This is a genomic window from Labrenzia sp. OB1 (assembly GCF_001624695.1).
In the GTDB taxonomy this organism is placed as follows: domain Bacteria; phylum Pseudomonadota; class Alphaproteobacteria; order Rhizobiales; family Stappiaceae; genus Roseibium.
Genome location: NZ_JSEP01000018.1, coordinates 12,829 through 32,359, shown reverse-complemented (window position 1 = coordinate 32,359; position 19,531 = coordinate 12,829). Strand labels below are relative to the sequence as shown.

The window sequence follows — 19,531 nt, the reverse complement described above, 5'->3', positions numbered from 1 at the left end:
CACGCCGGATCGACATCCGCATCGTTTGAACCAGATTGGATTTTCATATGACAAGACCCGCCGGAATACTTCCCCATCGATCGGAGCAGATGTTCCTCACCGATGGTGGCCTGGAAACGAGCCTGATATTTCTTGACGGCATCGAGCTGCCTCACTTTGCATCCTTTACCCTGCTGAAGACTCCGGAAGGGCGCGACCGGCTGAAGAATTACTTCCGCCCTTACGCGCAGACCGCAGTCGACTGTGGCGCCGGTTTCGTTCTTGAAAGTCCGACATGGCGTGCCAATCCCGATTGGGCGGAAAAGCTCGGCTATTCCGCAAGCGCCCTAGACGCCGCCAACAGCGATGCGATCGGGACTCTGCGCGAGTTGGCTGACGAATACCGGAGCGACGCCAGCCCCTTCGGTATCAGTGGCTGCATCGGGCCGCGCGGCGACGGATATCTTGCCGGCAAGCTGACTAACGTCATCGACGCCTACGACTACCATGGCCGCCAGATCGAAGTTTTTCATGAAAGCGATGCGGACATGGTTTCGGCGATCACCATGACCAATGTGCAGGAGGCCGCCGCGATAGCGCTTGTCGCAAGGAAGATCGGGATCGCCTGCGTGATTTCCTTCACGGTCGAAACCGATGGCCGTCTGCCGTCCGGCGAGTATCTCGGCGACGCGATCGATGCCGTGGATGCGGTCAGTACCAATTCCGTCGCCTACTACATGGTCAATTGCGCCCATCCGGTTCATTTCAGCGAGGTTCTGAAGCAGGGCGGTGCATGGGTGAAACGCATCTGCGGCATCCGTGCGAATGCTTCCCGGATGAGCCACGCGGAGCTGGATGCGGCGGAAGATCTGGACATCGGCGATCCGCAGGATCTGGCGATGCGTTACCGCCAGATTCTGGACCATATGCCCTGGGTCCGCGTGCTCGGCGGCTGCTGCGGTACGGATCACCGGCATATCTCGGCGATCAGCGGCCTCTGCTGCGGCCATCAGGCAGCCGCATGACCTCAAAGCCCGGCCCCTCTTTAAGCCGGGTCTTCAAACTGATGACGAAATCAGGCGTGTCAGCAGTCTGGCCTGCCCCTTCCGGGCCGGGTCTTGCCCAAACAGGGAAGCTCCGTTTCATCCGCTCATTTTTCAGGTGCAGGCATTCCCGCGTTGAGAACACGGGTCATCAATACAAGGTCCAGCCAGCGGCCAAACTTGGTTCCGGCTTGCGGCAATCGTCCGGTGACTTCGAAGCCGAGTTTTTCATGAAGGGCGATTGAAGCCGTATTTTCCCCGTCGATGACACCCAGCAGCAGATGCAGGCCATTCGCGCCGGCGATCTCGACAAGCTGAGACAGCAAGGAGGTGGCAACGCCCTGACGTTGTGCCTTCGGGTCGACATAGACCGTGTGTTCCACCGTGAAACGGTAGCCTTCGCGCGGGCGAAACGGGCCGAAGCTGGCAAACCCGAGAATCTGGCCCTGATCATTCTCGGCAACCAGGACCGGCAACCCCTTTTTCTTGCGGCCCTCGAACCACGTCAACCTGTCGTCGAGGCTTTCCTCCCGGTTCGTCCAGGAGGACGTGGTCTCGCGGATCGAGCGGTTGTAAATGGCCAGAATGGCAAGAATGTCCTTCGGCACAGCATCGCGGACGTTCATAAACTTATCCTTGGTAATTTTATCAATCAATCGCTAGCACAAGTTTCTCGCCGCTTTAAGAGCAAACACCGTGAAAAGAGAGGAACCGGCCTCAACCCGGTCCCGGCATTTTTTCCCTTCCGCGCCGGCTGACGGCAGACCAGGGTCGCGCGCCCGTTCGAATAGCCATATTTTGCTTCAAAACCACCAGATTTCGACTTCCTGAGCGCGCAATTCACTGGTCGAAATCAAAATGCGGTGGTAAACGGGCGGCCATGACGACGAAGACACTTTCCAACATCCGCAATTTTTCCATCGTGGCGCATATCGATCACGGCAAGTCGACGCTGGCTGACCGGCTGATCCAGATGACAGGCACGATGACCGACCGCGAAATGACCACGCAGGTCCTCGATTCGATGGATATCGAACGCGAGCGCGGCATTACGATCAAGGCCCAGACCGTCCGGCTGATCTATACCGCCAAGGACGGTCAGCAGTATACGCTGAACCTGATCGACACGCCGGGTCATGTGGACTTCGCCTATGAGGTCTCCCGCTCGCTTGCGGCCTGCGAAGGCTCGCTGCTGGTGGTCGACGCCTCACAGGGCGTGGAAGCCCAGACACTGGCCAACGTCTACCAGGCCATCGACAACGATCACGAGATCGTCACGGTGCTGAACAAGATCGACTTGCCGGCCGCCGAACCGGACCGGATCAAGGAACAGATCGAGGATGTCATCGGCATCGATGCGTCCGAGGCCTGTATGATCTCCGCCAAGACCGGTCTCGGCGTGGAGGACGTCCTGGAAGCGATCGTCCAGAAGCTGCCGGCGCCGAAGGGCGACCCGGACGACACGCTGAAGGCGATGCTGGTCGACAGCTGGTACGACACCTATCTGGGCGTCATGGTTCTTGTGCGGGTCATCAACGGCTCGCTGAAGAAGGGCCAGAAGATCAAGATGATGGGAACAGGCGCGGCCTACGATGTCGATCGTGTCGGCGTGATGACGCCCAAGTTCCTGCAGGTGGACGAGTTGCATTCCGGCGAGATCGGCGTGATCACCGGGTCGATCAAGGAAGTGGCCGACACCCGCGTCGGCGATACCATAACGCTGGAGAAAAAGCCCTGCGCGGAAGCCCTGCCGGGCTTCAAGCCTGCCCAGCCGGTGGTGTTCTGCGGTCTCTTTCCTGTCGATGCCAACGACTTCGATGACCTGCGCGCCGCCATGGGCAAGCTGCGCCTCAACGACGCCAGCTTCTCCTTCGAGATGGAAACCTCCGCCGCGCTCGGCTTCGGCTTCCGCTGCGGTTTCCTGGGTCTGCTGCATCTGGAAATCATTCAGGAGCGGCTTTACCGCGAATTCGACCTCGACCTGATCGCGACCGCGCCGTCAGTCGTCTACCAGATGACGCTGACGGACGGGTCGGACATCGATCTGCACAACCCGGCGGACATGCCCGACGTGGTCAAGATCACCGAGATCCGCGAGCCATGGATCCGGGCAACGATCATGACGCCGGACGACTATCTGGGCGGCATCCTCAAGCTGTGTCAGGAACGTCGCGGCATTCAGGTGGATCTGTCTTATGTCGGCTCGCGCGCCCTGGTCGCCTATGACCTGCCGCTCAACGAAGTGGTCTTCGACTTCTACGACCGGCTGAAATCGATCTCCAAGGGCTATGCCTCCTTCGACTACCAGATTTCCGACTACCGCGCCGGCGATCTGGTCAGGATGTCGATCCTGGTGAATGACGAGCCGGTGGACGCGCTTTCCATGCTCGTGCACCGCAGCCAGGCGGAGCGCCGTGGCCGCGCCATGTGCGAAAAGCTGAAAGAACTGATCCCGCGGCACATGTTCAAGATCCCGATCCAGGCCGCCATCGGCGGCCGGGTGATCGCCCGCGAAACCATCTCGGCCCTGCGCAAGGACGTGACCGCCAAATGCTACGGCGGCGACGCCACGCGTAAACGCAAGCTGCTGGAAAAGCAGAAGGCCGGCAAGAAGAAGATGCGCCAGTTCGGCAAGGTCGAAATCCCGCAGGAAGCCTTCATCCAGGCCCTGAAGATGGATGAGTGAGAAGCGGTCGGGCTTTGCCCGACGTGAAGGTCCGGTGGACCTTCACGAGCTTCGAACGCACGCGAGTGCAAGGCGCGCAGCACCGTCGAGCGGGCTGAAGCGGTCACGCTTCGAACGCACGCGAGTGCAAGGTGCGCAGCACCGTCGAACGTGCTGAAGCGGTCACGCTTCGAACGCACGCGAGTGCAAGGTGCGCAGCACCGTCGAACGTGCTGAAGCGGTCGCGCTTCGAACACACGCGGAACGCCGTCGGACAGGCTGACAGAGGCTACAGCACTTGGGCCTTTGGCACCTACGGACCAAAAAGTGGGGAAATGACCATGGAGCAGACCCTGCGTGAACGGGCCGGCAACGCCTGCGAACTCTGCGGCTCCGCCGAAGCGCCGGCGGTGCTGGAGATCGGACCTGAAGCGGACGGCAGCGCGGATATGGCGATCCTCGCCTGCGCCGATTGCTCGGACCAGATCTCCGGCACCACTGTCATCGAACCGCCCCGCTGGCATTGCCTGAACGAAACTGCCTGGAGCCAGGTTCCGCCCGTCCAGGTCTCCGCCTATCGCGTGCTCGCACGACTGCCGGAGGAAGGCTGGGCCCGGGATCTTCTGGACATGCTGTATCTGGAAGACGACGTTCTTGCCTGGGCAAAGGCCGGCCAGCAGGCTGACGGGACCGGTGAAGACACAGGTGTGGTTCACAAGGACACCCATGGCGCCATCCTTTCGTCCGGCGATACGGTGACCCTGATCAAGGACCTGAAGGTGAAGGGTGCCGGCTTCACGGCCAAACGCGGCACGGCCGTGCGCAACATCGGCCTCATTGCCGACAACCCGGCCCATATCGAAGGCCGGGTGAACGACCAGCGGATCGTCATCCTGACGGAATTCGTGAAGAAGTCCTAAGCTGGACGTTCGGCATTACTTCTTCTTAAAATTAGGTGGCACTGACGCGCTCTTTCGAATCCCGCCGCCATTTCCAAAATGTTTAGCGTAAATAATGGGGATTATCATGGCTACAGTGCAAGAACGGATTAAGGAACGAGTAGCCGAACAGCCTGGATTGACAGAAGCAGAACTGGCCCAAGCTATTTTCGGAATGGACGGTTACCAACAGCGTGTCAACTCCACCTGCCGTCGCATGATCACACGTGGCGAAATCGAACGTCATGGCGACGTCGGGTCAACTGACCCGTTCACTTATTATCTGCCAAGTGGGGAATAACAACTACCGACACTGAAAGACAGAAGCTCCCCACCGAAACCATTCTACGTACCGCACAAGTTGCGCAAGTCGTCACTGGCCAGATTGAAAACGATGGTGAAGACCCGTACGCCAAGCCTCTTGGTGCAAGGCGCGGGCGAAAGCGCGCCGAGAACCTTTCACAAGAATGGTGTTCAGAAATTGCGACAGAACGAGCTTCATTCGGCGTGAACTGGACCTCATTTCAGGCGAACTGCATCTAATCTGGTCTTTAAGATCACTACCAAATGTTCCGGGTTTCAGTCCACCGGCACCATCTGCCCTGTTGCGGCGCCTTCAATGCACTTGGCATAAGCAAGACCGACACGGCGCGAAGAGACGGGATCATGGCCGGGAAAGATGGCGCCGTATCTTTCCGCTGAAACCTGAAGCAGGCCGGGGCTGACCACATTGATGCGCAGGCTGCGCGGCATATCGATGGCCGCCGCCTTGACGAAACCGGCCAGCGCGCCGTTCGCAGTCGCAGATCCCGAGCCCTCCCGGACAGGATCCCGGTCCAGAATGCCGCTCGTCAGCGTGAACGATCCGCCATCGGTCAGAACATTCATTCCGGCCAGCACCAGGTTGATCTGGGTGAGAACCTTGTTCTTCAACCCGAACAGGTATTTTTCTCCGGTCATCTCGGAAAGCCGGCCGAATTCGACTTCGCCCGCCGCACAGACGACAGCGTCCACTGCGCCGGCAGCCCGGTACATCGCCTCGATGCTTGTCTGATCGGCCAGATCGACACGGATATCCCCGGAAGAGCGTCCGGCGGTGATGATGTCATGCCTTGGTGCCAGTTCGGCGCACACCGCCTGACCGATCGCTCCCGCGGCTCCGACGACAATAATTTTCATGACCTGTTTCCCTCGATCCTGTCATACGCTGCGAGCTTGTAGCTCAGGACTTCCTCGCACCTGGCGAGGTCCGCCCGGCGTTCCTGCAGTCGCTGTTCATGTTTCAAAAGCAGATCCCTGCGCTGTGGAACGGTTGCCTCTCCCTGCCGGTAGAACGACGCAAACCGCTGCATCTCCTTCATCGGCATTCCGGTCTTGCGGAGCCAGTAAAGCAGCGTGAGCCACTCCAGGTTTTCAGGCGAAAAGCGCCGCAATCCGTCCGGACCTCTCGCAATCGGAGGAACGATCCCCGACTTTTCGTAATACCGGATGGTGTCGGCGCTCAGTCCGCTTTTCGCGGAGGCTTCAGAAATTCTCATGGGCTCTGCTCGTGTGTTGCGGTAACGAACCTACCGGCCTGGAGTCACTCCAGGTCAAGGCATTTTCCGAGCGCCGTTGAACCTATCCATGCTGCTGAAAAGCCCGCAGGATCGCCGAGCCGATGGCGCCCCCCTGCCCCCGGTCCGCCCGAGTGTAGAGCGCCATCCGGGTAAGTGGCAGCGTGGGAAGTGAATAGAGACTGCCGACATCACGGCACCCTGCAGGCATGTTTCTGCGGTCGAGGCAGGCAATACCAAGTCCGGCGGCAACGGCTGCCTGGAGCGTACCGACGCCCGTCCCGGTAAAAACATCCTCCCGGGCGATCCCGGCTTCCTTGAGGCTTGCAACGACAAGCCGCCGCAGAGCGCAACTGCCGTTAAGCGCGACCAGGGGAAACGGACTGTCCGCCGGCCAGACGAAATTTCCGGATGCCGTCCAGACAAGGTCCTCCTCAAAGGCCGTCTGTCCCGGCACGTCGACATCTTCCGCCCGCACGATGACGGCGCTGAACAGTCCGGCCTTGAAATCCCGGTAAAGGTCTTCAGAAAGACCAGCAGAAACATGAAGCCGGTGTCCGGGCAGCGCCTTGCTGAGCTCCGCGATGATGGCCGGCAGCTTGTGTCCTGCCGCATGATCGCTGATGCCAAGAAGCAACGGCTTGCGCGCTTCCGCGCCGGAGACGCGGGAAGCGATCCGGTCATGAAGATCGATCAGGTCGCGGGCATCGTTCAGGAACCGTGCTCCGAAACTTGTCAACCGCACGGAGCGCGGCGACCGGCTCAGCAACGCCTCGCCGAGCCGTTCTTCCAGTTTCCGGATCTTCACACTGACCGCCGACTGGCTTGCGCCCGTCAACTGTCCGGCTCGCGTGAAGCTGCCGGTTTCCGTGACACGCACGAATGCTCGCAGGAGATCCATATCGAGATCGCTCATCCAATCATTCTAATTTTAGATTTTTGAAATATCAAAGATTTGTTTTTGAAATTTATCTCACACATCTACCGTCTGTCCATCACCGCTTCGAATGGAGGACGACATGCCGCTGACAAACGTATCCCTGCTGAAAGGCTCCAAATCCGCAGAACGGAAAGCCGTCATACTGGCTGAAATCTATCAGGCCATGCGGGAGACCTTCGACGTGCCCGAGGATGACAAATTCATGATGATCACGGAACATGCCCCGGAGGACTTCCTGTTCGGCCGTCATTACATGGACATCAGCCGCTCCGACGACCTGATCGTCATCCAGTTAACCGTCAGCGACACCCGGCCGGTGGAAAAGAAGAAAGCGCTGTTTGCCCGGATTGCCGATGGGCTGGTGCGGGAGGCCGGCGTCCGGGCGGAAGACATCTTCATCAATCTGGTGGAAACAAAGATGGAAAACTGGTCCTTTGGAAACGGGATCGCACACTATGCCGATCGCGCTCCGGTGCCGCAGGCCTGACTGAACGCCGAAACAGAAACGGCGCCGGGGACACCGGCGCCGTTTTCTGACTTCGCAAATTCACCCGATCGGCTTCCCACCGAAAGACACCGGTCATGACCGGCCGACAAGCCGATCAGGGTCTCGTCAACGCCGGTTCAACGGCAGGTCAGCCAGTTCGCGCTGGCTCATGCGCTGGATCGCAGGATGGGACAGCGGATCCGTGCGGTCGTAAGCGGACGCCGGTCTGGCGGTCAGCTGGCGGCGCATAAACAGTTTCATCATGACTTTAAGTCTCCTTATTATTGTTCTTGTCATCGCCAAATCCTTCTTTTTCTGAATTTAGCTATGCTTTTATTTAGACCAATTTTTTGGCTATAAAAATCGACTTTTTCTGCTGATTGGTTTAGATTATCTATAATGAAAAATCTGAACCGCATTCACCTGTCCGGCCTCAGGGCCGTGGAAGCCGTCGCCCGTCTTGGCTCAGTCAAGGCAGCCGCGGAAGAACTCGGCGTCACTGTCGGCGCCGTCAGCCAGCAGGTGCAGAAGACGGAAGCCCAGCTTGGCGTGCAACTGTTCGAACGGCAGAACAGGTTGCTTCTTCCCACCGCGCATATGTTCGCGATGCAGCCGCACCTGGCGTCCGCCATGACGTCGCTTTCCACTGCGGTGGCCACCACGCAGCGCGGCAGGGAAGATGCTTTGACGATCTCCGTGGCCCCTGTCTTCGCAGGCAAATGGCTCGTCTGGCACCTGAAAGCCTTCAGCAAGGCGCATCCCGGCATCCGGGTTCGGGTGGAGGCGACGGTCGATCTGGTCGATCCGGATTCGTCGGACGTGGACCTTTGCATACGCGTCGGACGCGGCCCCTACCCCGGCGTCAAAGCGGAAAAACTGCTGAACCAGCGGGTCTTCCCGGTGTGCAGTCCGGCACTTGCCGAAAAGATCAGGGAACCGAAGGACATCGGCAAGCTGCCGATCATCCACGATCCGGGGCAGATGTTTACCTGGAAGAGCTGGCTGGACCTGTTCGGGCTGGACGAGAGCATTCTGCAGTGCGGCCCGACATTCTCCGACGGCTCCCTGTGCCTCGACGCAGCCATTGCCGGCCAGGGCATCTTCCTCGCCTGGGAGACACTCGCCGTCTACGCGGTGAATTGCGGCCAGGTGATCGCCCCTTTTCCCGAACGCCCTGCGACGGGCATGGCCTACTGGCTGATCAGCGGCCGGAATGCACCGGAGACAAAAGCCAAGCGGGCCTTCGGCAATTGGCTGAAAGAAGAGCTGCAGGCCTCCATCGGGCGGCCGAAGGGGGCGGACTCGGTTACCGGGCAGGATCCACTCGTCCGCCCCTGATCTCCGAGAGTGCCGGCCTTGACCGCCCCTCCTTTCAAAAAGGCAAATACCGTGCGTACACCTCCGGTCCTGCGCGCAGTTCCCTGAATTGCCTTTTTGCTTGCCATCCCCTGTCCGTGGAGTAGATTGACGCGCATGAGTGACCGCATCACACATATCCAACGTTCCGGACCCGTCACCGGATTGCGCGCAATTGCGGACGTTGGCCAGCGCCGCATTGCGCCACAAGGGCCTGCCTGCGGACGATTTAGGCGCTAATGCGCTTCAATTCCAGCGCTTTTCCTCCTCACGGGGTCTCACGCATTAATGCGGCTGAGACCGTGGCAATGTGTGCGATTATTCGCTAAAAGACCCCGACTTTCTGTTTCGACATCATGCGCGCGCCGCGCGCGAACCATCTGAGCACGCATGTCCAATCTTGATACTCTTGAATCCGAACTCCTGGCCGCTATCGAAAGCGCGGAGAGCGAAGCTGCCCTGGAAGAGCTGCGGGTCAACGTCCTTGGCAAGAAGGGCTCCATCTCGGAGCAGATGAAAACGCTCGGCAAAATGACCCCGGAAGAACGCCAGGTGATGGGCCCTGCCCTCAACGGCCTGAAAGCGAAAATCACCGAGGCCATCGCCACCCGCAAGAACGTTCTGGCGGAAGCCGCGCTGGAAGCCCGCCTTGCCGGCGAAAAGATCGATATCACCCTGCCGCTGCGCCCGTCTCCGGCGGAAACCGGAAGGATACATCCGGTCAGCCAGGTGATTGACGAACTTACTGCGATCTTCGCGGATATGGGCTTTTCCATCGCGGAAGGTCCGGACATCGAAACCGATGAACTGAACTTCACGGCGCTCAACTTTCCCGAAGGCCATCCGGCGCGCGAGATGCACGACACATTCTTCTTCAATCCGAAGGAAGACGGCGAACGCCTGTTGCTGCGCACCCATACCTCGCCGGTGCAGATCCGCACCATGCGCGACCAGGAGCCGCCGATCCGCGTCATCATTCCTGGGCGGACCTATCGCTGCGACAGCGACCAGACCCACACGCCGATGTTCCATCAGGTGGAAGGGCTCGTCATCGACAAGGAGAGCCATTTCGGCCACCTGAAATGGGTGCTCAGGGAATTCTGCAAGGCCTTCTTCGAAGTCGAGGACGTCAAGATGCGCTTCCGGCCGAGCTTCTTCCCGTTCACCGAGCCGTCCATGGAAGTGGACATCCAGTGCGACCGCTCGGGCGGCGAAGTGAAGATCGGCCAGGGAGACGACTGGCTGGAAATTCTCGGCTGCGGCATGGTGCACCCGAATGTCATCCGTAATTGCGGTCTCGATCCGGACGTCTACCAGGGCTTTGCCTGGGGCATGGGGATCGACCGCATCGCCATGCTGAAATACGGCATGCCGGATCTCAGGGCGTTCTTCGACGCGGACGTGCGCTGGATCCAGCACTACGGCTTCCGCCCTCTCGATCTGCCGACGCTGTTCGGCGGGTTGTCCAGTTAACCGTCAGGACCTTCAAGGGGGGCGTATACCCATGTCACTGCTGACCCGCTTATTCATTCTTGCCGCTCTGTCACTCGCCGCCATCCTTCCGGTGGCGGCCCAGACCTCCGACAAGGATAGCCGTGTCGCGACACCGACATCGTTTCTGGAGGCCTGTGCCGAAAAGATCGAAAGCCGGGGCCGTTTGCGGTTTTGCGATACCTATTTCCGCGACAAGCTCGGCACGGAAGCCGACGCCCTGCTGTATCTGCGCGACCGCATCACCCGGCTGCGCGCCGGCCATGAGGCAAGTTCGGCGGAAAAATACCAGAGCTTTCTCCAGGCGATCTATATCGTCGCCTTTCTGACCATTGCATCGATCGTGCTGATCGCCAGCGACCGGCGTATCGGCGGTACGGCCAAATGGGCCGGCCTCACCAGCAGCGCCGCGGTTCTGGTGATGGTGGCGATTGTCGCCATGGGCTGGCTGGGCAAGTACAGGGCCGAGTATTCCGCCCAGTTCGAGCTCGGCATCCTGCGGGACAGGATTGAAACGGAAGCGGCCCAGGCGATTGCCACGGGACAGCAGATCACACCGGAAATGGTGCGCTTCTGGACACAGGACCTGTCAGATATCGGCCGCCGGTTCGCCAACAGCTACGGTCAGGCCACGATCATTCCAGAGCTGGACCGGTTCAACAACTAACCGCCACTTCATCAGATTCGCGCGCTCATGCGCTGCACGACCGACAAAGAGCAACACTCATGAAATTCACCCTTTCCTGGCTCAAGGAGCACCTGGATACCGATGCCGGCCTGGAGGAGATCGTGGAACGCCTCACGATGATCGGGCTGGAAGTGGAAGAGGTCACCAACCGCGCCGACCGTCTGAAGCCCTTCCGTATCGCCAGGGTCCTGGAGGCCGAACAGCATCCGAACGCGGACCGCCTGCGCGTCCTGAAGGTCGATACCGGTCAGGGCGACCCTGTCCAGATCGTCTGCGGCGCGCCGAATGCCCGAGCAGGCCTCCTCGGTGTGCTCGGCAAGCCGGGCGATTATGTACCTGGTCTCGACATGACCCTGTCGGTCGGCAAGATCCGCGACGTGGAAAGCTTCGGCATGATGTGCTCGGAGCGCGAGCTGGAACTGTCCGAAGAGCATGACGGCATCATCGATCTGCCCGAAGACGCGCCTGTCGGCATGAGCTATGCCGAATGGGCGGGGCTGGACGAGCCCGTGATCGAAATCGGCCTCACACCGAACCGCCCCGATTGCACGGGCGTTCACGGGATCGCGCGGGACCTGGCCGCGGCCGGGCTCGGCAAACTCAAGGAACGCTCTCACGAGCAGATCCGCGGCAGCTACCCCTGCCCGGTCGACGTGAAGCTCGATTTCGCCGGCACCAAGGCGATGTGCAAGGCGTTCGGCCTGCGCATGGTCAGGAACGTGAAGAACGGCCCGTCGCCGCAATGGCTTCAGGACCGGCTGACGGCCATCGGCCTGAGGCCGATCAACATCCTCGTGGACATCACCAACTACATCACCTTCGACCAGGGAAGGCCGCTGCACGTCTTTGACGCCGACAAGGTCAGGGGCGATCTCGTGGTCCGGCGCGGCCGGAGAGGCGAAAGCCTCGAAGGCCTCAACGGCAAGACCTACGACGTCGACGAGACGGTCTGCGTGATTTCCGACGACAACAGTGTCGAGAGCCTTGGTGGCATTCTCGGAGGCGTGCCCTCCGGCTGCACCGAAGAGACCGTCAACGTTCTCATCGAATCCGCCTTGTGGGACGAGGACGACATCGCCGCCACCGGCCGCAAGCTCGGCATCAACACGGACGCCCGCTACCGCTTCGAGCGCGGTGTCGATCCGGACTACATGATGCCGGGACTGGAATTTGCCACGCGCATGGTGCTGGATCTGTGCGGAGGCGAAGCCTCCGAGGCGGTCCAGGCCGGATCGGTTCCCGAGAGCAGCAACATCATCGATTTCCCCTATTCGGAGATCCGGCGGCTGTCCGGCGTGGACCTCTCGCACGCGGAAGCCAATGTCGTCCTGAAATCCCTCGGGTTCTGGATTTCGGGGGCCGGTGACACGGTTCGTGTCGCAGCCCCGAGCTGGCGGCCCGACATTGAAGGCAAGGCAGATCTTGTGGAAGAGGTCGTGCGCATCATCGGGCTGGACCGGGTTCCGCTGACGCCGCTGCCGCGCCAGGGCACCGTGGGGCAGAAGGTGCTGACCACCAGTCAGATCCGCCGTGGCAAATCCCGGCGCGCGCTTGCCGCCCGGGGCTTCAACGAGGCGGTCACCTGGTCGTTCATCGCCAGGGGCCAGGCAGAGCTTTTCGGCGGTGGCAACGCGGCACTGGCTCTGGCCAATCCTATCTCCCCTGAAATGTCGGACATGCGCCCGAGCCTGCTGCCGGGTCTGCTGGCGGCTGCCCAGCGCAATGCGGACCGCGGCTTCGGGGATGTCGCCCTTTTCGAAATCGGACAGGTGTTCGAGAACGATACGCCGGACGGCCAGAAGATGGTCGCCGCAGGCGTGCGCCGCGGCACGGCGAAACTGCAGGGGGCCGGCCGCCACTGGTCGGGCGCCTCCGGCGATGTGGATGTTTTCGACGTCAAGGCCGACGCGGAAGCCGCGCTGGCCGCAATCGGCGCGCCTGTCGACAAGCTTCAGGTCGTCGCGGATGCCCCGGCAACCTTCCATCCGGGGCGGTCCGGCTGCCTGAAGCTCGGCCCCAAGAACACCCTGGCCGTATTCGGGGAAATTCATCCGCGCACGCTCGCCATGCTGGACATCGAAGGTCCGCTGGCCGCATTCGAGATTTATCTCGATGCCCTGCCGCAGGCCAAGGGCAAGAGCGGCCGGTCCAGGGGCGCGCTGAACGCGAGCGGCCTCATGCCGGTCCGGCGCGACTTCGCTTTCCTCGTGGCCCGGGACGTATCGGCGGAAACACTCCTGAAAGCGGCGCGCGGCGCGGAGAAGTCCCTGATTTCCGAGGTCACTCTTTTCGACATCTACGAAGGCAAGGGCGTTCCGGACGACCAGAAATCCGTCGCCATCGACGTCACGCTCCAGCCGCGCCAGAAGACCCTGACGGACGAGGAGATCGACGCTGTTTCAGCCCGGATCATCGCCAATGTCGAGAAAGCCACCGGCGGCACCCTGCGGAGCTGATTGCCGGACCGTTGAATCACGACGCGCCGCGTGGACATATCCGTGCGGCGCGCTTTTGGCGTCATGGTATCTCGCCGCCGGCAACTGATTTGTCGAACGATGTATCGGGCGTTCGCCCGGCTCGCTCGGGAGAACTGATTATTGTTGCTGGCCCTGCTCGGCACAGATCTTTACCGGACAGCTGGAATCATCCTTGGTCGGCACATATGTCGTCCTGATCACATTCCCGGCCGAAACGCACTGGTTCCTGCCAGAAACATAGCGGTCGAACTTGTAGGGACCGGATTTCAGGTTGATCGCGCCGAACTTGTCAATCAACGCCTGCGTTTGCGCGCAAGTGAGCGCGGTGGTGTCGGGTTGCCTCCGGGTCTGCGCTTCCGCGGACAGCACAGTCAAGAACAACGCAGCGCAACCCAGCCCGGCTCCAACGCCAAGCCCTGCAATTGATAGTTGTTTCTTGTTGTTGTTCGCGTTCATCGCAAAGCCTTTCCTGAGATTTCAGGCAAATTTATTTAACAAAAGAGCTTCAGTACTCCTTGTTCCATATTTGTGAAACGGGGTCCATTTGCAATAGCCCATGCGGGCAGCATTGATAGTCTTGCCGGAAAAAATTACGACACGGGCAGAACGGCACAGTGGCCTGGACACCCGACGCTCCATGATTTTCAGATCGGTCAGCGGTTGTTCCGGTTCTGGTAACACCTGTTGCCGACCGGACATTTCGGATCGTCTTTCGTCGGTGCAAATCTGGCCCGGACCGAACTTGCCCGTGGAACGCAATAGCGGGCATCGGCGACAAAGGTCTCGTAGGTCGTCGGCCCGGTCGACATGACGATTGTGCCCCGCTGCTTGACCATGGCCTGCGCCTGAGCGCAGTTCATGGAGCGCGTATCGGGCCGTGCGGACTGTGCCTGAACCTGCAGGAGGCCGGGCTGAAGGAAAAAGGCCCCGATAGCCGCCACCACCGGCAGCCTCCGGAACACCGTCTTGACCATTGCGGTCATCTGCAAGTCCCTCCCGATCGGTGATGGCCCCGGGATCTGCGGGCGATCAGCTCACTCAGTCGAAATAGAACGGCTGATTGTTGGAGCATCTCTGGACATAGCACCTGTTGTTGTCCTTGGTCGGCACGTAGTCGCGTTTGAGAATTTCGCCATGCTGGCAGAAATTCCGGTTCGCCACGTATCTGTCGAACGTATGCTGGCCGGTGCTCAGCACGACGCCGCCGCGCTGGTTGATGAGAGACTGAACCTGTGCGCAGCTCATCGAGCGCGTGTCGGGCCGCCCCGACTGCGCCACGGCAGGCTGCACGGCCGACAAGGCAAGCGCCGCGGCGGCGGCAGCCATCAATCCCGGTCTGCCTTTTCCAGACCCGCCGTTTCCGGCAAACGGTCCCTTGTGCTGCTGGCTCATATGCATTTCCCGGTTCATTGATCCTGACAGCGAGATGGCGTCTCTCGGCGCATAGTCAAGCCGTTCCGGCCATTTTTCAGGTAACCGGGTTTTCCCACGCGCAGAATCGCGTAGGATTCCGCCCTCCGATGCTGATGACGAGACCCCCAGCATGACAGCAAATGCCAAAATCCGATCCGGCCCCGATACCCGGTTGGGTGTCCCTTACGCCGCCCGCGAAGACGAGCGTTACACACGGCTCGAACAGATCCTTCTGACGCTCCCCCATGTGGTGGAAATTCTCACCTCCATACGCGATCACGCGCTGCCCGACGGCTGGCTGGTGTCGGGCGGCATTTACCAGAGTGTCTGGAATGTCCTGACCGGCCGCCCTCCCCTTCACGGCATCAAGGATTTCGACGTCATCTATTTTGACGGAACTGACCTGTCATGGGAAGCGGAAGACGTCGTCATCCGGAAAGTGAACGCCGCCCTGCCGGACCTTGCCCCTTTGCTTGAGGTGCGCAATCAGGCGCGGGTGCACCTGTGGTACGAACAGCGTTTCGGGCGTCCCTACCGGCCGCTGGACTGCTCAATCGACTCTCTGACAACCTATGCGGCCCGCACGCACGCGGTCGCGGCCCGGCTGGACCTGGACGGCAGGATCGTGCTCCAGGCGCCCTTCGGCCTCGCCAATCTCTTCGCCATGCGTCTGGTGCCCAACTACGTGCAGCCGAACGCCCGTACCTATTCGGAGAAGGCGGAGCGGATGAAGGCGCTGTGGCCTGAGCTGGAGGTGATCCCCTGGGACGGCGCCCAAACGTGATCCGGGACGGCCATCGGGCAAAAAAGAACCGGCTGGAAATCAGCCGGTTCTACCATTTCGCTTGAAGTCTGATCCTGCGGCCACCGGTCAGGCTGCGGCAACATCCTTCAGGAAGGCGTCGATCGAGCGGCGCATTTCGGAAGTGTCCCCATCCAGGACCTCCGTGGCTTCCACCATCGATGCGACGGACTTGCCGGTTCTCTCGACCGCTTCACGCACGCCGCCGATATTCTCCGCAACCCGGCCGGTGCCGTCTGCCGCTTCGGCGACATTGCGGGAAATCTCGGCTGTTGCCGAGCCCTGCTCGCCAACAGCGGCGGCAATGGCCGCGGTATAGCTGTTGACCTCGTCCATCGTGGTGGCAATGAGCCCGATGGAAGCAACCGCATCCTTGGTTTCCGCCTGGATGGCGGAAATCTGCGCACCGATTTCCTCGGTCGCCTTGGACGTCTGCGTGGCCAGCTCCTTCACTTCGGCCGCGACCACCGCAAAGCCACGTCCGGCCTCTCCCGCGCGCGCCGCCTCGATGGTGGCGTTGAGTGCGAGAAGATTGGTCTGTTCGGCGATCGCCTGGATCAGTGTGACCACTTCGCCGATCCGGTTGGCCGCCTCGGCAAGGCCGGCGACCTTGGTGTTGCTGGTCTGGGCATTTTCCGTCGCCTGGACCACGATGCCCGTGGTCTGCTCGACCTGGCGGGAAATCTCAGCGATGGAGGACGACAGTTCCTCAGCGGCCGATGCGACCATCTGCACGTTGGAGGAGGCCGTTTCGGAAGCATCCGACACGGACGCGGCACGGCCGGTGGTATCCTTGGCAACGGAGCCCAGTTCCTCAGCCGAACCGCGCATTTCATGCACCTTGCGGCCGACTTCGTCCAGCCTGGCGGCGATGTCGTTCTGGAATGCCGCGATACGCTCGTTGACGAGCACTTCCCTTTGCCGTTGCGCCTCGTCATGGTCGGCACTCTGGCGCTGCAGGGAGACCGCCTCGGCGCGGGCTTCCTCCGCTTCGTGACGCGCCTTGTCGGATATTTCGAAGGCCTTGCCCAGATTGCTGGTCATCCACCACAGGATGCCGACCTCTAGCACGACGACGGTGGCATGAAACAGCACGCGGGCGAAATCCGCGCCATTGGGGAACACCGCCCAGGGCATGGCGAAGTTGAGCACGATGTGGTGGACTGCGACGATGGCGGCATAGGCCACCAGCGCGCGCCAATCGACCCAGCTCGCCAGGATCGCCAGGACGGCGAAGAAATACATGTGACCGTCGAGCTGGTAAGACACCTGCCCGGCGGGGACGGCAAGGGAAGCGACAAGAAGCGCGACCAGTCCGGCAAGGGACATTGCGGTTGCAAGCCGCGTCTCCACGCCGGAACCGAATTTCATCCAGGTGACAGTGGCTGCCGCCCCGAGGACCAGCGCCGAACCGCCCACCGCCACAAGGGACACCGTGCCCACCAGCCAGGCGGCCGCAATGACCACAGCAACGTTTGCCCAGATGAAATAGACGGCGATCCTGGCGAAAGTATCCCGAAAAGCGTCAAGACCAGAAGTCGTATTCGTGGTTTCATTCATATCGTATTTTCCCCCAAAACCCCGTTCCAGCGTGCACAGAGCTGTGCAACAGCCGTGGAAGCGACAAAGCCGGCCCCGGCCCGATACAGACTGGCGATGAATTCATCATCTTCAGATTCGGTCAGTGCAACCCAGGATCCGTCGCGGACAAAGATGATCGAACCCTCGGCCCTTGCGATGACTTCAGCAGCCGCCAGGCCGCCCGGCTTCGCGAACACCGCAACCAGCCCCTTGCCGCCCGGCAGAAGCACGCCGAGGCTCATCAGCATGCTGGCTCCAATAAAATAGGTAACCGCAAAGATCTTTGCGGATGGCGTCATCGAATCAACCCCACACATGTGCACTCATACGTAGAATCACGGTTTTTGTTTTAAGAAATGCTGAAGTTTTCGGTTGTGGACACCAAATTCACTCGTGATTTGGGAAATAATTTGAAGACGGGACGTCTCGAAGACCCAATTCTTCCCTTGCGGGCACACACGATCAGCACAAGTGATCCGGCCGGGAAGGGAAAATGCACATGAAAAGGCCTCCCACCGGTTCCGGTCGGAGGCCCTGACGCTGTCCGAATTCAAAAAAAGATCTCGTCTGCCGCAGGTCGGCCGCGTCATGTTTTCGCCGAATGCTCAGGCAGTCAGCCCGAGGCCTGTCGGGCAAGCGACACCAGTGCCGCCGATGCCACAATAGCCGGTCGGGTTCTTGGCAAGGTATTGCTGGTGATACTCCTCGGCGAAGTAGAACGTATCGAGCTGGCGGATCTCCGTGGTGATGGAGGCCGGGACGCCGTTCGCCTTCAGGGCCTGCTGATAGGCTTCGCTGGACTGTCCGGCTGCCTTGAGGTCCTCCTCATCGGCCACATAGATCGCCGAGCGGTATTGCGTGCCGGTATCGTTGCCCTGGCGCATGCCCTGCGTCGGATCGTGGTTTTCCCAGAACACCTTCAAAAGATCCTGAAGCGTGACCTTGGCTGGATCGTAAACGACCAGAACCGCCTCGGTGTGGCCCGTGCGGCCGGTGCAGGTCTCGTTGTAGGTGGGGTTGGGCGTCATGCCGCCGGCATAGCCGACGGCGGTCACGTGAACGCCCGTGAGCTGCCAGAACAGCCGTTCCGCCCCCCAGAAGCACCCCATGCCGAACAGTACTGTCTTCATTCCCGCCGGGTAGGGTCCGGCAAGGGCCCTGCCGTTGACGAAATGGGGTTCGGCGGGAACGATCGCCTCGGCACGCCCCGGCAAGGCTTCGTCCTTGCCCGGCAGGGAAAATTTCTTGGACAGCATGGTCATGAACGACATGGAGGATCTCCGGCACTTGCCAGCGCCGTCTTGCCTGCCGGGTGGCGGAAGCCTGAGACAGACACTAGGACGGGCGCGGATCAGGTGCGCTTACCGGTTGATGGTCAGCCATATATGTGGCGCAGCATGCGATCCATGCCAAGGGCCAGTGGACAATTTGACGGTTCATGACCCGACAAACAACCGTTTATGCCGTCCGGCAAACATATGTGCCTGCCGGACCGCGATCGCAGCCTGCTCGGCAAAGAGTGTGCAGAGATCGCAGGACGATGCGGGTTACCGGCCAGAACGCGCGAAGTGACACACAGTTTCCAATCGCGATCTTCGGTCTTTCCGGCTCAACGGACTGAATTGCGTCACTTGAACGGGCTGCCACAGCAAACAGCACTGGGCTGCCTGCCGGAAACCAGCCCCCTCCCCTGTCAGGCAGGCCCTTGGGTCTGCCGGATGGTATCAGCGGGCGATCCGAATGTCCCCGGAGCCCCCTCAGGCGAACTGGGCGAGCTGGCGCCGGCGTTTGGCGCCGAGCCACAACAACAGCATGCCCAGCGGAGCCAGGACAGCCCAGACCGGCCAGACCAGCACGGTGCGCTGCGCGACATCCCACAGGCCCGGCTGAACCGAACTTCCGACCAGCTCAAGGGTGTAGGGCGACAGGTTGGACCAGACATGCCCGAGCGGGGCAAGATAAACTTGTGATTGTGCAATTGAACTGCTTGCATCCGAGATTCCGGCAACAATCGCAACAGCGAGAAAGCCATATCCCAGTAACCGGAATAAAAATTTTAAAACACTAATCATGGTATATCTTTCTACTCGCTACACTTTATATAGTTAATACTCA

General features: G+C 60.6%; 22 protein-coding genes. 10 read left to right on the top strand and 12 right to left on the bottom strand.

What is annotated here, in order from left to right; all coding sequences use genetic code 11:
* Window positions 1-47: 47 nt before the first annotated feature.
* On the top strand, window positions 48-1,004 hold the full coding sequence (locus OA90_RS20580) for a homocysteine S-methyltransferase family protein (RefSeq protein ID WP_068416724.1): 957 nt from the start codon (window positions 48-50) through the stop codon (window positions 1,002-1,004).
* 125 nt (window positions 1,005-1,129) lie between these two features.
* On the opposite strand, the gene OA90_RS20575 is transcribed toward OA90_RS20580, so the two are convergent.
* Complete coding sequence (locus tag OA90_RS20575; RefSeq protein ID WP_068416719.1) at window positions 1,130-1,648, bottom strand: GNAT family N-acetyltransferase; 519 nt, start codon at window positions 1,646-1,648, stop codon at window positions 1,130-1,132.
* A gap of 254 nt (window positions 1,649-1,902) precedes the next feature.
* Here OA90_RS20575 and lepA point away from each other — a divergent pair, with 254 nt between their 5' ends.
* The 3 genes from lepA to OA90_RS20560 all read left to right on the top strand — a co-directional run bounded on the left by lepA (window position 1,903) and on the right by OA90_RS20560 (window position 4,926).
* Window positions 1,903-3,708: a translation elongation factor 4 gene (gene lepA / locus OA90_RS20570; RefSeq protein ID WP_068416715.1), complete on the top strand. Its 1,806-nt coding sequence runs from the start codon at window positions 1,903-1,905 to the stop codon at window positions 3,706-3,708.
* A 320-nt stretch (window positions 3,709-4,028) separates the two neighbouring features.
* Window positions 4,029-4,607: an alkylphosphonate utilization protein gene (locus tag OA90_RS29610; protein ID WP_244274685.1), complete on the top strand. Its 579-nt coding sequence runs from the start codon at window positions 4,029-4,031 to the stop codon at window positions 4,605-4,607.
* 106 nt (window positions 4,608-4,713) lie between these two features.
* Window positions 4,714-4,926, top strand: coding sequence for a hypothetical protein (locus tag OA90_RS20560; protein WP_156510579.1), 213 nt, complete (start codon window positions 4,714-4,716; stop codon window positions 4,924-4,926).
* A 278-nt stretch (window positions 4,927-5,204) separates the two neighbouring features.
* On the opposite strand, the gene OA90_RS20555 is transcribed toward OA90_RS20560, so the two are convergent.
* From OA90_RS20555 to OA90_RS20545, 3 genes are all read right to left on the bottom strand, one after another.
* Window positions 5,205-5,804 carry a short chain dehydrogenase gene (locus OA90_RS20555; RefSeq protein ID WP_068416709.1) on the bottom strand — a complete coding sequence of 200 codons (600 nt, stop codon included), beginning with the start codon at window positions 5,802-5,804 and terminating at the stop codon, window positions 5,205-5,207.
* Entirely contained in the window at window positions 5,801-6,163 is a 363-nt protein-coding gene (locus tag OA90_RS20550; protein WP_068416706.1) for a MerR family transcriptional regulator, read from the bottom strand. The genes OA90_RS20555 and OA90_RS20550 overlap by 4 nt, the downstream gene beginning before the upstream one ends.
* Before the next feature lie 82 nt (window positions 6,164-6,245).
* Window positions 6,246-7,097 (bottom strand): LysR family transcriptional regulator, encoded by an 852-nt coding sequence (locus OA90_RS20545; protein ID WP_068416703.1) that lies wholly within the window; start codon window positions 7,095-7,097, stop codon window positions 6,246-6,248.
* Window positions 7,098-7,200: 103 nt separating this feature from the next.
* On the opposite strand from OA90_RS20545, the gene OA90_RS20540 reads away from it, so the two are divergent.
* Window positions 7,201-7,608, top strand: coding sequence for a tautomerase family protein (locus OA90_RS20540; RefSeq protein WP_068416700.1), 408 nt, complete (start codon window positions 7,201-7,203; stop codon window positions 7,606-7,608).
* A 126-nt stretch (window positions 7,609-7,734) separates the two neighbouring features.
* Here OA90_RS20540 and OA90_RS29080 read toward each other — a convergent pair whose 3' ends face one another.
* Window positions 7,735-7,872 carry a hypothetical protein gene (locus tag OA90_RS29080; protein ID WP_199823787.1) on the bottom strand — a complete coding sequence of 46 codons (138 nt, stop codon included), beginning with the start codon at window positions 7,870-7,872 and terminating at the stop codon, window positions 7,735-7,737.
* Between the two features lie 135 nt (window positions 7,873-8,007).
* Here OA90_RS29080 and OA90_RS20535 point away from each other — a divergent pair, with 135 nt between their 5' ends.
* From OA90_RS20535 to pheT, 4 genes are all read left to right on the top strand, one after another.
* Window positions 8,008-8,946, top strand: a complete 939-nt coding sequence (locus OA90_RS20535) for a LysR substrate-binding domain-containing protein (RefSeq protein ID WP_068416697.1) — start codon at window positions 8,008-8,010, stop codon at window positions 8,944-8,946.
* 408 nt (window positions 8,947-9,354) lie between these two features.
* Window positions 9,355-10,437 carry a phenylalanine--tRNA ligase subunit alpha gene (gene pheS / locus OA90_RS20530; RefSeq protein ID WP_068416693.1) on the top strand — a complete coding sequence of 361 codons (1,083 nt, stop codon included), beginning with the start codon at window positions 9,355-9,357 and terminating at the stop codon, window positions 10,435-10,437.
* Window positions 10,438-10,468: 31 nt separating this feature from the next.
* Window positions 10,469-11,122, top strand: a complete 654-nt coding sequence (locus OA90_RS20525) for a phenylalanyl-tRNA synthetase subunit alpha (protein WP_068416691.1) — start codon at window positions 10,469-10,471, stop codon at window positions 11,120-11,122.
* Between the two features lie 59 nt (window positions 11,123-11,181).
* Window positions 11,182-13,599, top strand: coding sequence for a phenylalanine--tRNA ligase subunit beta (gene pheT, locus OA90_RS20520; protein ID WP_068416688.1), 2,418 nt, complete (start codon window positions 11,182-11,184; stop codon window positions 13,597-13,599).
* A 138-nt stretch (window positions 13,600-13,737) separates the two neighbouring features.
* On the opposite strand, the gene OA90_RS20515 is transcribed toward pheT, so the two are convergent.
* The 3 genes from OA90_RS20515 to OA90_RS20505 all read right to left on the bottom strand — a co-directional run bounded on the left by OA90_RS20515 (window position 13,738) and on the right by OA90_RS20505 (window position 15,012).
* On the bottom strand, window positions 13,738-14,076 hold the full coding sequence (locus OA90_RS20515) for a hypothetical protein (RefSeq protein ID WP_068416680.1): 339 nt from the start codon (window positions 14,074-14,076) through the stop codon (window positions 13,738-13,740).
* 197 nt (window positions 14,077-14,273) lie between these two features.
* Window positions 14,274-14,603, bottom strand: coding sequence for a hypothetical protein (locus OA90_RS20510; protein WP_208986222.1), 330 nt, complete (start codon window positions 14,601-14,603; stop codon window positions 14,274-14,276).
* A gap of 55 nt (window positions 14,604-14,658) precedes the next feature.
* Entirely contained in the window at window positions 14,659-15,012 is a 354-nt protein-coding gene (locus OA90_RS20505; RefSeq protein WP_208986221.1) for a hypothetical protein, read from the bottom strand.
* Window positions 15,013-15,163: 151 nt separating this feature from the next.
* On the opposite strand from OA90_RS20505, the gene OA90_RS20500 reads away from it, so the two are divergent.
* Window positions 15,164-15,817 carry a nucleotidyltransferase family protein gene (locus OA90_RS20500; protein ID WP_068416677.1) on the top strand — a complete coding sequence of 218 codons (654 nt, stop codon included), beginning with the start codon at window positions 15,164-15,166 and terminating at the stop codon, window positions 15,815-15,817.
* Between the two features lie 87 nt (window positions 15,818-15,904).
* Here the strand turns inward: OA90_RS20500 and OA90_RS20495 are convergent, their stop codons facing one another.
* The 4 genes from OA90_RS20495 to OA90_RS20480 all read right to left on the bottom strand — a co-directional run bounded on the left by OA90_RS20495 (window position 15,905) and on the right by OA90_RS20480 (window position 19,488).
* Window positions 15,905-17,395 carry a methyl-accepting chemotaxis protein gene (locus OA90_RS20495; RefSeq protein ID WP_068416674.1) on the bottom strand — a complete coding sequence of 497 codons (1,491 nt, stop codon included), beginning with the start codon at window positions 17,393-17,395 and terminating at the stop codon, window positions 15,905-15,907.
* Complete coding sequence (locus OA90_RS20490) at window positions 17,392-17,715, bottom strand: hypothetical protein (RefSeq protein WP_208986220.1); 324 nt, start codon at window positions 17,713-17,715, stop codon at window positions 17,392-17,394. Before OA90_RS20490 ends, OA90_RS20495 begins: the two co-directional genes overlap by 4 nt.
* Window positions 17,716-18,021: 306 nt before the next feature.
* Window positions 18,022-18,687, bottom strand: a complete 666-nt coding sequence (gene msrA / locus OA90_RS20485; protein ID WP_156510578.1) for a peptide-methionine (S)-S-oxide reductase MsrA — start codon at window positions 18,685-18,687, stop codon at window positions 18,022-18,024.
* Between the two features lie 486 nt (window positions 18,688-19,173).
* Window positions 19,174-19,488: a hypothetical protein gene (locus OA90_RS20480; protein ID WP_068416671.1), complete on the bottom strand. Its 315-nt coding sequence runs from the start codon at window positions 19,486-19,488 to the stop codon at window positions 19,174-19,176.
* Window positions 19,489-19,531 lie beyond the last annotated feature (43 nt).

Coding starts and splice junctions, on each gene's coding strand:
- OA90_RS20580 (WP_068416724.1), top strand. CDS start 48: ATGACAAGACCCGCCGGAATACTTCCCCATCGATCGGAGCAGATGTTC.
- OA90_RS20575 (WP_068416719.1), bottom strand. CDS start 1,648: ATGAACGTCCGCGATGCTGTGCCGAAGGACATTCTTGCCATTCTGGCC.
- lepA (WP_068416715.1), top strand. CDS start 1,903: ATGACGACGAAGACACTTTCCAACATCCGCAATTTTTCCATCGTGGCG.
- OA90_RS29610 (WP_244274685.1), top strand. CDS start 4,029: ATGGAGCAGACCCTGCGTGAACGGGCCGGCAACGCCTGCGAACTCTGC.
- OA90_RS20560 (WP_156510579.1), top strand. CDS start 4,714: ATGGCTACAGTGCAAGAACGGATTAAGGAACGAGTAGCCGAACAGCCT.
- OA90_RS20555 (WP_068416709.1), bottom strand. CDS start 5,804: ATGAAAATTATTGTCGTCGGAGCCGCGGGAGCGATCGGTCAGGCGGTG.
- OA90_RS20550 (WP_068416706.1), bottom strand. CDS start 6,163: ATGAGAATTTCTGAAGCCTCCGCGAAAAGCGGACTGAGCGCCGACACC.
- OA90_RS20545 (WP_068416703.1), bottom strand. CDS start 7,097: ATGAGCGATCTCGATATGGATCTCCTGCGAGCATTCGTGCGTGTCACG.
- OA90_RS20540 (WP_068416700.1), top strand. CDS start 7,201: ATGCCGCTGACAAACGTATCCCTGCTGAAAGGCTCCAAATCCGCAGAA.
- OA90_RS29080 (WP_199823787.1), bottom strand. CDS start 7,872: ATGATGAAACTGTTTATGCGCCGCCAGCTGACCGCCAGACCGGCGTCC.
- OA90_RS20535 (WP_068416697.1), top strand. CDS start 8,008: ATGAAAAATCTGAACCGCATTCACCTGTCCGGCCTCAGGGCCGTGGAA.
- pheS (WP_068416693.1), top strand. CDS start 9,355: ATGTCCAATCTTGATACTCTTGAATCCGAACTCCTGGCCGCTATCGAA.
- OA90_RS20525 (WP_068416691.1), top strand. CDS start 10,469: ATGTCACTGCTGACCCGCTTATTCATTCTTGCCGCTCTGTCACTCGCC.
- pheT (WP_068416688.1), top strand. CDS start 11,182: ATGAAATTCACCCTTTCCTGGCTCAAGGAGCACCTGGATACCGATGCC.
- OA90_RS20515 (WP_068416680.1), bottom strand. CDS start 14,076: ATGAACGCGAACAACAACAAGAAACAACTATCAATTGCAGGGCTTGGC.
- OA90_RS20510 (WP_208986222.1), bottom strand. CDS start 14,603: ATGACCGCAATGGTCAAGACGGTGTTCCGGAGGCTGCCGGTGGTGGCG.
- OA90_RS20505 (WP_208986221.1), bottom strand. CDS start 15,012: ATGAGCCAGCAGCACAAGGGACCGTTTGCCGGAAACGGCGGGTCTGGA.
- OA90_RS20500 (WP_068416677.1), top strand. CDS start 15,164: ATGACAGCAAATGCCAAAATCCGATCCGGCCCCGATACCCGGTTGGGT.
- OA90_RS20495 (WP_068416674.1), bottom strand. CDS start 17,395: ATGAATGAAACCACGAATACGACTTCTGGTCTTGACGCTTTTCGGGAT.
- OA90_RS20490 (WP_208986220.1), bottom strand. CDS start 17,715: ATGACGCCATCCGCAAAGATCTTTGCGGTTACCTATTTTATTGGAGCC.
- msrA (WP_156510578.1), bottom strand. CDS start 18,687: ATGTCGTTCATGACCATGCTGTCCAAGAAATTTTCCCTGCCGGGCAAG.
- OA90_RS20480 (WP_068416671.1), bottom strand. CDS start 19,488: ATGATTAGTGTTTTAAAATTTTTATTCCGGTTACTGGGATATGGCTTT.